Origin of the sequence: Stenotrophomonas sp. RIT-551 (genome assembly GCF_026241915.1) — a bacterium.
In the GTDB taxonomy this organism is placed as follows: Bacteria; Pseudomonadota; Gammaproteobacteria; order Xanthomonadales; family Xanthomonadaceae; genus Stenotrophomonas; species Stenotrophomonas bentonitica_A.
Genome location: NZ_JAPJIU010000002.1, coordinates 81,651 through 93,494 on the forward strand (window position 1 = coordinate 81,651; position 11,844 = coordinate 93,494).

Annotated in this window: 9 protein-coding genes; 4 read left to right on the forward strand and 5 right to left on the reverse strand. The window is 66.6% G+C overall.

Annotated elements, in window-relative coordinates:
* The first annotated feature begins 123 nt into the window (after positions 1–123).
* From typA to ORK51_RS02990, 3 genes are read left to right on the forward strand one after another with little or no spacing between them, the layout of a single operon-like run.
* Positions 124–1,971: a translational GTPase TypA gene (gene typA, locus ORK51_RS02980; protein ID WP_026070244.1), complete on the forward strand. Its 1,848-nt coding sequence runs from the start codon at positions 124–126 to the stop codon at positions 1,969–1,971.
* Positions 1,972–1,983: 12 nt separating this feature from the next.
* Positions 1,984–2,469 carry a DUF2127 domain-containing protein gene (locus ORK51_RS02985; RefSeq protein WP_266083949.1) on the forward strand — a complete coding sequence of 162 codons (486 nt, stop codon included), beginning with the start codon at positions 1,984–1,986 and terminating at the stop codon, positions 2,467–2,469.
* Positions 2,470–2,524: 55 nt separating this feature from the next.
* Positions 2,525–4,147 carry an amidase gene (locus ORK51_RS02990; protein ID WP_266083951.1) on the forward strand — a complete coding sequence of 541 codons (1,623 nt, stop codon included), beginning with the start codon at positions 2,525–2,527 and terminating at the stop codon, positions 4,145–4,147.
* 129 nt (positions 4,148–4,276) lie between these two features.
* On the opposite strand, the gene ORK51_RS02995 is transcribed toward ORK51_RS02990, so the two are convergent.
* A complete protein-coding gene (locus ORK51_RS02995; protein WP_399622140.1) occupies positions 4,277–5,422 on the reverse strand; it encodes a mechanosensitive ion channel family protein in 1,146 nt (381 codons plus the stop codon).
* A 104-nt stretch (positions 5,423–5,526) separates the two neighbouring features.
* The gene (locus ORK51_RS03000) at positions 5,527–6,918 is read right to left on the reverse strand and encodes a class II 3-deoxy-7-phosphoheptulonate synthase (protein ID WP_046272403.1); all 1,392 of its coding nucleotides are present in this window, start codon (positions 6,916–6,918) and stop codon (positions 5,527–5,529) included.
* A gap of 214 nt (positions 6,919–7,132) precedes the next feature.
* Here ORK51_RS03000 and ORK51_RS03005 point away from each other — a divergent pair, with 214 nt between their 5' ends.
* Complete coding sequence (locus ORK51_RS03005; RefSeq protein ID WP_266083954.1) at positions 7,133–9,259, forward strand: TonB-dependent receptor; 2,127 nt, start codon at positions 7,133–7,135, stop codon at positions 9,257–9,259.
* Positions 9,260–9,370: 111 nt separating this feature from the next.
* On the opposite strand, the gene ORK51_RS03010 is transcribed toward ORK51_RS03005, so the two are convergent.
* The 3 genes from ORK51_RS03010 to ORK51_RS03020 form a co-directional block, all read right to left on the reverse strand.
* Positions 9,371–9,880: a disulfide bond formation protein B gene (locus ORK51_RS03010; protein ID WP_019186167.1), complete on the reverse strand. Its 510-nt coding sequence runs from the start codon at positions 9,878–9,880 to the stop codon at positions 9,371–9,373.
* 366 nt (positions 9,881–10,246) lie between these two features.
* Positions 10,247–10,633, reverse strand: coding sequence for a 50S ribosomal protein L17 (gene rplQ, locus ORK51_RS03015; RefSeq protein WP_019186166.1), 387 nt, complete (start codon positions 10,631–10,633; stop codon positions 10,247–10,249).
* Between the two features lie 201 nt (positions 10,634–10,834).
* Entirely contained in the window at positions 10,835–11,833 is a 999-nt protein-coding gene (locus ORK51_RS03020; protein WP_019186165.1) for a DNA-directed RNA polymerase subunit alpha, read from the reverse strand.
* Positions 11,834–11,844: the final 11 nt, after the last annotated feature.

Below are 11,844 nucleotides of genomic sequence, written 5' to 3' on the forward strand. Positions count from 1 at the left end.
CGGCCGGCACTACCTGAATGCCCGTCCGGCAAGGCTTGCGAGGCACTTTTCGCGATTGGTCATCTTGGCCGTATAATGTTGGACTTCTTTTTCCAAATCCGGCGCCGACTGGCCCCCTTTCGCATGTCTATCGAAAATCTTCGCAACATCGCCATCGTCGCCCACGTCGACCACGGTAAGACCACCCTCGTCGACCAGCTGCTCAAGCAGTCCGGCACCCTCTCCGAGCGCACCGTGCTCGCCGAGCGCGTGATGGACAGCAATGACCAGGAAAAGGAACGCGGCATCACCATCCTGGCCAAGAACACGGCCATCACCTGGGAAGACAAGAAGACCGGCATCAAGAACCGGATCAACATCGTCGACACCCCGGGACACGCCGACTTCGGCGGCGAAGTGGAGCGCGTGCTGTCGATGGTCGACACCGTGCTGATCCTCGTCGATGCGATGGACGGCCCGATGCCGCAGACCCGCTTCGTGACCCAGAAGGCCTTCGCGATGGGCTTCAAGCCGATCGTCGTGGTCAACAAGGTCGACCGTCCGGGCTCGCGTCCGGATTGGGTGATCGACCAGGTCTTCGACCTGTTCGACAAGCTCGGCGCCACCAATGAGCAGCTGGACTTCCCGATCGTCTACGCCTCGGCCCTGAACGGCTACGCCGGCCTGGAAGACACCGTGCGCGACGGCGACATGACCCCGCTGTACGAAGCGATCATGCAGCACGCGCCGAAGCCGGAAGTGGACCCGGAAGGTCCGTTCCAGATGCGCATCAGCCAGCTGGACTACAACAACTTCGTGGGCGTGATCGGCATCGGTCGCGTGCAGCGCGGCACCCTGAAGAAGAACATGCAGGTCGCGGTCATCGATCGCGAAGGCAAGAAGCGCAACGGCAAGGTCGCGCAGGTGCTGGGCTTCCTGGGCCTGGAGCGCATCGAACAGGATACCGCCGAGGCCGGTGACATCATCGCCATCTCGGGCATCCCGGAACTGACCATCTCCGACACCCTGTGCCACCCGGACACCCCGGAAGCGCTGCCGGCACTGACCGTCGATGAGCCGACGATCTCGATGACCTTCCAGGTCAACAACTCGCCGTTCGCCGGCAACAAGGACCTGTCCGGTGGCAAGTTCCTGACCAGCCGCCAGATCAAGGACCGCCTGGACCGCGAGCAGGTCCACAACGTGGCCCTGAAGGTGGAACAGCTGGAAGACGCCGACAAGTTCCTGGTCTCCGGCCGTGGCGAACTGCACCTGTCGGTGCTGATCGAGAACATGCGTCGTGAAGGCTACGAGCTGGCCGTGTCGCGCCCGGAAGTGATCATCAAGCAGATCGACGGCCAGGCCATGGAGCCGATCGAGCAGCTGGTGGTGGACATCGAAGAGCAGCACCAGGGCGGCGTGATGGAAAAGCTGGGCACCCGCAAGGGCCAGCTGAAGAACATGGAGCCGGACGGCAAGGGCCGCGTGCGCCTGGAATACCAGATCCCGGCCCGTGGCCTGATCGGTTTCCAGAACGAGTTCAAGACCCTGACCCAGGGTTCGGGCCTGCTGTTCCACGTGTTCGATCATTACGGCCCGAAGGAACAGGGTTCGATCGCCAAGCGCCAGAACGGCGTGATGATCGCCAATGCTCCGGGTGCCACCCCGGCGTACTCCCTGGGCCCGCTGCAGGAACGCGGCAAGCTGTTCGCTGCTGAAGGCGACAACGTGTATGAAGGCCAGCTGGTCGGCATCCACTCCAAGGACAACGATCTGACCGTCAACGCGATCAAGACCAAGCCGCTGACCAACATGCGCGCTTCGGGCAAGGACGATGCGATCCAGCTGACCCCGGCGATCAAGTACTCGCTGGAGCAGGCCCTGGACTTCATCGAAGACGACGAGCTGGTCGAGATCACCCCGAAGGAAATCCGCCTGCGCAAGAAGGGCCTGACCGAAAGCGACCGCAAGAAGGCATCGCGCGGCGGCTGATAGGACCCTGTCGTGACCGACAAGCCCTACAACCCGGATCCTCACAAGCATCCGGGGCTTCACCTGATCGCCTTGCTGGAAGCCAGCAAGGCGGTTCTGGCGCTGTTGGCTGCGACCGGGCTGGAAATGCTCGGCCCGCAGCCCCTGCGCGATGCGGTCAATGCCTTGATCCGCCGGTTCAGTCTGGACCCGGATCACGGCACCCTGCCCTCGCTGCTCAACATGATCAGCCCCGATGCCGTGCATCTGGCGGCGGCTGCGATGGTCGCCTATGGCGTCCTGCACCTTTTCGAGGCCTGGGGCCTCTGGCGCGCCAAAGCCTGGGCCTCCTGGCTGGGCTGCGTCACCGCCGGCATCTACCTGCCATTCGATATCTACGCCATTCTCCGTCACCCGGGCTGGGCCTCGTGGTCGGTGCTGGTGATCAATCTGATCGTGGTCGGCGTGCTCGCCCGCGATATCCGCAAACGCCCTGGCAAGGCCGCCAACGCGGCTTGAGTTGCCAAGCGCCGTCTGTGCTGGTTAGCCTGTCGGCCGGTTCGGGGGGACAGGCATGCGCCTGACACTGACATCACTGATGCTCATCGCACTGGCCGGCTGCAGCCCGGGCCCGGCGCCCCTGCACGCCCGTGAGTCGCCTGCCGCGGCACCGCCCACCAGCGCGCCGATTCCCTTCGCCTACGCCGAAGCCGACATCGCCGATCTGCAGGCGCGCATGGCCAGCGGCGAGCTGGACAGCGTCACCCTGGCCCGCGCCTACCTGGACCGCATCGCCCGCCTCGACCGCGCCGGCCCGCGCCTGCGCGCGGTCATCGAGCTCAATCCGGACGCACTGCGCGAGGCCGCCCAACTGGACGCCGAGCGCCGCCGGGGCCAGCTCCGCGGCCCGCTGCACGGCATCCCGGTGCTGCTCAAGGACAACATCGGCGCCAGCCCCATGAGTACCACTGCCGGCTCGCTCGCACTGGAAGGCTTCCGCCCCGACGATGCGTTCCTGGTCAAGCGGCTGCGCGCGGCCGGCGCGCTGATCCTGGGCAAGACCAACCTGAGCGAATGGGCCAACTTCCGCTCCAGCCAATCGGTCTCTGGCTGGAGCGCGCGTGGCGGACAGACCCGCAACCCGTATCGGCTCAGCCACAGCCCCTGCGGCTCCAGCAGCGGCAGCGCGGTGGCGGTGTCGGCCAACCTGGCGGTGGCGGCGATCGGAACGGAAACCGATGGCAGCATCGTCTGCCCGGCCGCCGTCAACGGCGTGGTCGGGCTGAAACCGACCGTCGGCCTGGTCAGCCGGGAAGGCATCCTCCCGATCTCCTTCAGCCAGGACACCGCCGGCCCGATGGCGCGCAGCGTCGCCGATGCGGCGGCCCTGCTGACCGCCATGGCCGGCCGCGACGAGGCCGACCCGGCCACCGCGACCATGCCCGGGCGCGCGGTCTACGACTACACCTCCCGCCTCAACGCCGATGGCCTGCGCGGCGCGCGGGTCGGCGTGCTGTATGGCGACCTGATGCAGAAGCCAGGCATCGCCCCGGCCCTGCAGCATGCCGTGGCCGTGCTGCGCGACGCCGGCGCCACCGTGGTACCGGTGCAGCTGCCGACCCAGGGCCAGTGGCAGGACGCCGAACGCATCGTGCTGATGCACGAGTTCAAGGCGGGGCTGCAGCGCTACTTCACCACCTACCAGGCCCCGGTGCGCAGCCTGGAGGACGTGATCGCCTGGAACCGGCAGCACGCGGGCAAGGAGCTGGCGCTGTTCGACCAGGACCTGATGGAAACCGCCGCCACCATGGGCGGGCCGGGCACCCCGGCGTACATCCGCGCACGCAGTGACGCACGCCGCCTGGCCGGCCCCGAGGGCATCGATGCGGTGCTGCGCGAGCAGAAACTGGATGCGCTGGTGGCCCCGACCACCGGCGTGGCCTGGCCGATCCGGCCGGGCAGTGGCGATGACTTCCCGGGCGAGAGCTACAGCGCTGCCGCCGTGGCCGGCTACCCGAGCCTGACCGTTCCGATGGCGCACGTGAACGGCCTGCCGCTGGGCCTGCTGTTCATGGGCACCGCGTGGAGCGAACCGCGCCTGATCGAACTGGGCTACGCCTACGAGCAGCGCACGCGGGCGCGCCGCCCACCACGCTTCCAGACCGACAGTCTGCTGACGAACGCCGTCGCCCCCTGACGGGCGTGTACCGAGCAACGGTCGGCACCTACCCGATAACGTACGTCCCACCTCGGTAGTGCCGGCCGCTGGCCGGCAACCACGCGATCCCGACCCAAGGTCCATGCGTTTGCCGGCCAGCGGCCGGCACTACCGGGATGCATCACCCGGGTCTGGCAGGATCGCCGGCTCACCATCCTCGGCCCCGGGCGAGCGCACATCCTCGGCCGGCTGCGAGCGCGGCCGGCGCGTCGGCGTCACTTCCTGGTTGAGCTCGGCACGGGTGCGCGGCAGCGCCTGCGGATGCTCGCGCGCCAGGAAATCGAGCATCCGCTCGCGCACGATGCAGCGCAGATCGAATGCATCGCCGGAGTTGCGCGCGCTCACCAGCAGGCGCACCTGCAGGGTGTGCTCGCTGGTTTCGGTCACCTGGGTTACGCAGACCTGGCCGTCCCACAGTGCCTCGCCTTTGCAGATCCGCTCCAGTTCAGCGCGGATCGCCGGGATCGGCGCGGTGTAATCCAGCCACAGGAAGGCAGTGCCGAGCAGGTCCGCACTGCGCCGTGTCCAGTTCTGGAACGGGTGCTCGATGAACCACGTCAGGGGCACCACCATCCGCCGCGCATCCCAGATCCGCACCACCACGTAGCTGCTGTTGATTTCCTCCACCCGGCCCCACTCACCTTCCACGATCACCACATCGTCCAGCCGGATCGGCTGGGTCAAGGCGATCTGCAGGCCGGCGATCAGGTTGCCGAACACCGGCTTGGCCGCGATACCGGCGACCAGGCCGATGATGCCGGCCGAGGCCAGCAGCGCGGTGCCGATCTGGCGCACCATCGGGAAGGTCAGCAGGATCAGCGAGACGCCGACCAGGATGATCGCGCCCATCAGCACGCGGCTCAGCACGCGGGTCTGGGTCTGGATGCGACGCGCTTCGAGATTGTCGGCCACCTCCATCGGGTGGTCGCGCAGGATCGCCTGCTCGCCGGCAGCGACCGCGCGCACCAGCAGCCAGATGAAGCAGCCGGTCAGGCCGATATGCAGCAGGCGCAGTGACTGATCCAGCCAACGCCCGTGCAGCGGCGTGGCTTCCAGCGCGGGAATCAGCAGCAGCAGCGGCAGCGCGAACGCCAGCGGCCGGCTGATCACGCGCGCGATGCGGGCGCGGCGGTAATCGCGGTTTTTCAAGCGCCGCGTCAACGCCATCAGCAACCACCAGCCCGTGATCCCGATCACCAGTGCGATCGAGATCGGCCATAGATACAGCGCTGCCTGCTGCCAGTCCACGGTCACTGCACGCTCCTGTGTTCTTCGCAAGGAAGTCCACAGGATACCGGTACCACCATGACCGGGGTATCAGACAAATGTAAGGTGCGTGTCGAGGACACGCCCCCGGGTCAGTCGGCGTAATGCGCCTGCTTGCGCACGATCGCCATCGCGATCTCCAGCGACTGCTCGTAGTTCAGGCGCGGATCGACGGAGGAGCGGTAGGCACGCTCCAGGTCGCGTTCGGTCAGCTCGCGGGCGCCGCCGGTGCATTCGGTCACGTCCTCCCCGGTCAGCTCCAGGTGCACGCCGCCCAACCGCGTGCCGGCCGCGGCATGCAGATCGAAGGACATCTCGACCTCGCCACGCACGTTGTCGAAACGGCGCGTCTTGTAGCCATTGCTGGTGCTCTCGGTATTGCCATGCATCGCATCGCACACCCACAGCACGCGCCGGCCATCGCGCTTGACCGCATTCAACAGCGGCGGCAGCTTCTGCGCGATCTGAGCCGCGCCCATGCGGTGGATGAAGCTCAGGCGGCCCGGTTCGTCATCGGGGTTGAGCACATCGATCAGGCGCAGCAGCTGGTCCGGCTGCACCGACGGGCCGACCTTGATCGCGATCGGATTGCGCACGCCACGCAGGTATTCCACGTGCGCGCCATCCAGCGCCGCGGTGCGCATGCCGATCCACGGGTAGTGCGTGCTCAGGTTCAACCAACCCTGCTGGCGCGGCACCTGGCGGGTCAGCGCCTGCTCGTAGGGCAGCAGCAGCGCTTCGTGCGAGGTGTAGAAGTCGATCCGGTTGAGGTTGTACACCTGCGTGCCGGACAGCGTTTCCATGAAGCGCACCGCGTCGCCGATCGAGGACACCATCTTCTGGTAATCGGTGGCCAGCGGCGAATGCCGCACCCACTCCAGGTTCCAGTACTCGGGGTGGTGCAGATCGGCGAAGCCGCCATCGATCAGCGCCCGCACGAAGTTCATCGTCATCGCCGAATGCGCATGCGCCTGCAGCATCCGCCGCGGGTCGGGCAGACGGGCAGCTTCGGTGAATTCCGGCGCATTGATCACGTCGCCGCGGTAGCTGGGCAGGGTCACGCCGTCGCGGGTTTCGGTATCGGCCGAGCGCGGCTTGGCGTACTGCCCGGCGAAACGCCCGACCCGGATCACCGGCTTGCGCATGCCGTGTACCAGCACCAGGCTCATCTGCAGCAGCACCTTGAGCCGGTTGGAGATGGTGGTGGATTCGCAGTCGCTGAAGTTCTCCGCGCAGTCACCGCCCTGCAGCAGGAAGCGCTTGCCTTCCTGGGCATCGGCCAGCTGCTGCTTGAGCGCCAGGATCTCCCAGGAGGTCACCAGCGGCGGCAGCCGCTTGAGCTCGTGCAGCGAGGCATCCAGCGCCAGCGGGTCCGGGTAGGTCGGCATCTGCAGCGCCGGCTTGCCACGCCAGCTCTCCGGCGACCAGGCAGCGTCGACGGCGGTCGCGGCGGGATCGGCTACGGGGGGGGCGGACAGGCTCATCACGGACTTCCGGGGTGTGGGGCCGGTCATGGTCGCAGAGCGCGCCGCCGCCGCAAAGGGCTGGGCCGGCCTGCGCGGCTGAACACCGGTCAACGGGCGCGGCGATCGGCCAGATCGCGCATGGTCCAGCGGCCGCGGACAGGCGCATGATTTGTTACGGAGTAACACTTGCCAGGCCGGCCCCCTCCCCCCTTTGCCCAGCCAAGCCATCCTCATGAAGCCCTCCCTGCTTGCTACCGGTATTGCTATTTCCCTGGCCTTGACCGGCCTGCCCGCCCTCGCCGCCGCCCCTGCCAACACCACCCCCGCCGTCACCGATCTGGATGCCGTCACCGTCAGCGCCCAGCTCGACCAGGCGCGCAACGCCCTGTCGCCGGATATCGGCAGCAGCCAGTACCAGATCACCGCCGAAGACATCCAGAACCTGCCGCTGGGTGCCGCCACCCCGTTGAACCAGGTGCTGCTGCAGGCACCGGGCGTGGTCCAGGACTCGTACGGCGGCGTGCACGTGCGCGGCGACCACGCCAACCTCCAGTACCGCCTCAACGGCGTCCTGCTGCCCGAATCGATCTCCGGCTTCGGCCAGACCCTGGACGCCCGCGCGATCAAGAGCCTCCGCCTGATGGATGGCGCCCTGCCGGCACAGTTTGGCGAGCGCACCGCCGCCGTGGTCGACATCACCACCCGCAGCGGTGCCGAGCTGGGCAATGGCGGCAGCGCCGGCCTCACCGCCGGCTCCTACGGCAAGGTCAACCCCAACGCCTCGTGGTGGGGCAGCCAGGGCCGCTGGAGCTGGTACCTGACCGGCAACTACGACCAGGACCAGGTCGGCATGGAAAATCCCACCGCCTCGCGCCGGCCGGACCACGATGACACCCACCAGGGCAAGGCGTTCGCCGACCTGACCTACCTGGTCAATGACGCCACCCGCCTGAGCCTGTTCGCCGGCTTCTCCAACAACCGCTTCCAGATTCCGGTCAACCCCGGCCAGAGCCCGCAGTTCGGCTACCTGGATACGGTGAACGCCGCCTCGGCCGCGCTGGACGAAAACCAGCGCGAGACCACCCGCTTCGGCATGCTGGTGCTGCAGGGAACAGTGGGCGACACCGCCTACCAGGTCTCGGCCGGCCAGCGCTACAGCGACCTGTCCTTCGACCCGGACCTCGCCGGCGACCTCATCTTCAACGGCGTGGCCTCGCAGGTGGAGCGCAGCAATCGCGCCAACAGCGTGCAGGCCGATTTCTCCACGCCGCTGGGTGAGAACCACACGCTGCGCTATGGCCTGTACGTCAACGCCGAGCGCGCCCGCGCCGGCAGCGACACCTGGGTCTTCCCGGTCGATGCCGACGGCCAGCAGGCCAGCACGACGCCGCTGCGCATCCTCGACGCCAATGCCTTCAACGCCACCACCACGGCTGTCTACCTGCAGGACGAATGGCGCCTGGGCGACGACTGGACGATCAACTACGGCCTGCGCGGCGACCGCTACAAGGCCTTCGGTGGCACCGAGGGCCAGCTCAGCCCGCGCCTGGGCGTGGTCTGGAACGCCAGCGACAGCACCACCGTGCACGCCGGCTACTCGCGCTACTTCACCCCGCCGGCCAGCGAACTGGTGGCCAGCAGCGACATCGCCCTCTATGAGGGCACCACCAACCAGCAACCGGCCGGCGGCAGCACGATCCCGCTGTCCGAGCGCAGCGATTACTTCGACATCGGCGTCTCCCAGCAGATCGGCGATCACCTCACCCTCGGCCTGGACGCCTATGACCGCAAGGTCGACCGGCTGCAGGACGAAGGCCAGTTCGGCGCCGCCTACATCTACTCGACCTTCAACTATCGCTACGGGCATATCCACGGCGTGGAATTCAGCGCCGACTACAGCAATGGCCCGCTCAGCGCCTACGTCAACGCGGCCTACAACAAGGCCATGGGCAAGCAGGTCATCACTGGCCAGTACAACCTGGATCCGGAGGCACTGGCCTATGTCCAGGACAACTGGATCCACCTGGACCACGACCAGAAATTGACCTCCTCCGGCGGCATCAGCTACGCCTTCGCCGGCCACAATCGTCTTGGCGCCGACTACGTCTTCGGCAGCGGCCTGCGCTCGGACGCCGATGGCGTGCCCAACGGCGGCGAACTCCCCGCCTACTTCCAGCTCAACCTCAGTGCCGGCCACGACTTCAACGCCGACAGCGGCCACCCGCTGCATGCACAGCTGGCCCTGGTCAACGCACTGGACCGCAGCTACCAGCTGCGCGACGGCGGCGGGATCGGCGTCTTCGCCCCGCAGTGGGGCCCACGCCGTGGCGCCTACCTCAGCCTGCAGCAGGACTTCTGAGCGGTACCCTGACGCCTTGCGACCGGATCAGGCCGGGAACATCCCGACCTGACCGCAGCCTCCGACCTGGCCGCGCAACGCGTGCCAGGCCGGAGACGGCCGGATGCGACCTCAGTGGCGGCGGCGCGCACGGAACGCCGTCACCAGCGCCCACAGCGCCAAGGCCGCGAACCACACCAGGCTCCACATCGGCATCGTCAGGCCCAGGAACTGCCAATCGATGTTGCCGCAGTTGCCGGTACCGGTCAGCACCGTGCGGAACACCTCGAACGGCCCCATCGTCTCGCTGAGGAAGCTCAACGGTGGCCCGCAGCTCGAGCCCATGTCCTGCGGCAGCAACTGCACATACACATGGCGCCCGGCAATGCCGATACCGACAGCCGCCGCGATGAAGGCCAGCACGCCATAAGTCTTCCGCCCGGCCGGATCACGCGGACCGTGCAGCGCCCCGATCAGGAACAGCAGCCCCAGCGCCGCAAACGCGATCCGCTGGAAGATGCACAACGGGCACGGCTCCAGCCCCATCTTCAGCTGCAGGAAGATCGCATACCCCAACAGCGCCGCGCAGACCAGGAACCCCAGCAGGAACTGGGCGCGGAAACTCCAACGCAATGGATTCATTGCCAACACTCGTGAAAGTCCAGGCGCCAAGATTAGCAGGGCCGTGACCGCCCACGTCCATGCGCACCTGCCGACCATCGGCGCAGCCGACCGGACAGCGTGTTCCGTGCAGCACGCCGAACCACACGAACGTGGTGATGGTGCCGAGGAGCCGGCCAGCGGCCGGTACTACCCACGCGTCGAGACCGGCACATGCGCCGCTTTACCCCATGCGCACCGACCATGTGTGCAGGCGTTCCCGCCAACCTACCCGCGCCAACGCCCCCCCACCCGCAGCGCCACGCTCTTGCCGTCATCAAACCCCAGAAACGGAAAAACCCGGCACCAGGCCGGGTTCTTCACCGAATAACAGGTACAGCTCGAAGATTACTCTTCGACGGCTTCAGCCACAGCGGCCGGACGATCGACCAGCTCAACATAGGCCATCGGCGCATTGTCGCCAGCGCGGAAACCGCACTTCAGCAGACGCAGGTAACCGCCCGGACGGTTCGCGTAACGCGGGCCCAGGGTGGTGAACAGATTGCCGACGGCTTCGTTGTCGCGCAGGCGAGCGAACGCCAGACGACGGTTGGCGACGGAGTCGACCTTGGCCAGGGTGATCAGCGGCTCGGCAACGCGGCGCAGTTCCTTGGCCTTGGGCAGGGTGGTCTTGATCAGCTCGTGCTTGAACAGCGACGCGGCCATGTTCTTGAACATTGCTTCGCGATGGGCGCTGGTGCGGTTGAACTTGCGACCGGACTTCATATGACGCATGACGGTGATTCCTGAAGTGAATGTTGGATCGGTTGGGTATCGCTGTCGCCATCCTGGCGTTGCTGCTTGGACTGCGGATGGTCCGGTGCCAGCCGTCCTGGCTGGCCGTCACCGCAGGCTATCGACCTGTCGGTGCGGGGTGTTGCCGGTGAAGCCCCCGCACCCGAAGGTGCGGGGTAAAGCATCTTGCGTAGCGCTGGATCAGCCGAGCATGCCGTGCTGGGCGACACCGGCCGGCGGCCAGTTCTCCAGCTTCATGCCGAGCGAAAGGCCGCGCTGTGCGAGGACTTCCTTGATCTCGGTCAGCGACTTCTTGCCGAGGTTCGGGGTCTTGAGCAGCTCCACTTCGGTCTTCTGGATCAGATCGCCGATGTAATAGATGCTCTCTGCCTTGAGGCAGTTGGCCGAACGCACGGTCAGTTCCAGGTCGTCGATCGGGCGCAGCAGCACCGGATCCACGCCATTGTTGGCCGGCTTGGCCGCACCGCGGTCGCGGTGGGTGAAGTCACCGAAGACCGACAGCTGATCGCTGAGGATGTCGGCGGCAGTGCGCACGGCTTCCTCGGCATCGATCGTGCCGTTGGTTTCGATGTCCAGCACCAGCTTGTCCAGATCGGTACGCTGTTCAACGCGGGCCGCTTCCACCGAATAGGCGACGCGACGGACCGGCGAGAACGAGGCGTCCAGGACCAGACGGCCGATGGCACGGGTTTCTTCATCCGGACGACGACGCGCGGCCGCCGGCTGGTAGCCGAAACCACGCTCGATCTTCAGACGCATATTGATTGCCGTGTCCTTGGTCAGGTGGCAAATGATATGGTCGTTGTTGAGGACTTCGACGTTGTGGTCCAGCTTGATATCAGCAGCGGTCACGACACCCGGACCCTGCTTGGACAGCGACAACGTAGCGTTGTCACCGGTATGCATGCGGATGGCCACGTCCTTCAGGTTGAGCAGGACTTCCAGCACGTCCTCCTGCAAGCCTTCGAGCGTGGTGTACTCGTGCAGTACGCCATCGATTTCGACTTCCGTGATGGCGAAGCCCGGGATGGACGACAGCAGCACGCGACGCAGGGCGTTGCCCAGCGTATGCCCGTAACCACGCTCCAAGGGTTCGATGACGACCTTGGCGCGGGTATCGGTAAGGCGTTCGATCTGCGGACCGCGAGGACGCAGAACCTGGTTGGCGGTAACCGTCATGTTGCGGGTTC

Coding starts and splice junctions, on each gene's coding strand:
- ORK51_RS02990 (WP_266083951.1), top strand. CDS start 2,525: ATGCGCCTGACACTGACATCACTGATGCTCATCGCACTGGCCGGCTGC.
- rplQ (WP_019186166.1), bottom strand. CDS start 10,633: ATGCGTCATATGAAGTCCGGTCGCAAGTTCAACCGCACCAGCGCCCAT.
- ORK51_RS03020 (WP_019186165.1), bottom strand. CDS start 11,833: ATGACGGTTACCGCCAACCAGGTTCTGCGTCCTCGCGGTCCGCAGATC.
- ORK51_RS03000 (WP_046272403.1), bottom strand. CDS start 6,918: ATGAGCCTGTCCGCCCCCCCCGTAGCCGATCCCGCCGCGACCGCCGTC.
- ORK51_RS03005 (WP_266083954.1), top strand. CDS start 7,133: ATGAAGCCCTCCCTGCTTGCTACCGGTATTGCTATTTCCCTGGCCTTG.
- typA (WP_026070244.1), top strand. CDS start 124: ATGTCTATCGAAAATCTTCGCAACATCGCCATCGTCGCCCACGTCGAC.
- ORK51_RS03010 (WP_019186167.1), bottom strand. CDS start 9,880: ATGAATCCATTGCGTTGGAGTTTCCGCGCCCAGTTCCTGCTGGGGTTC.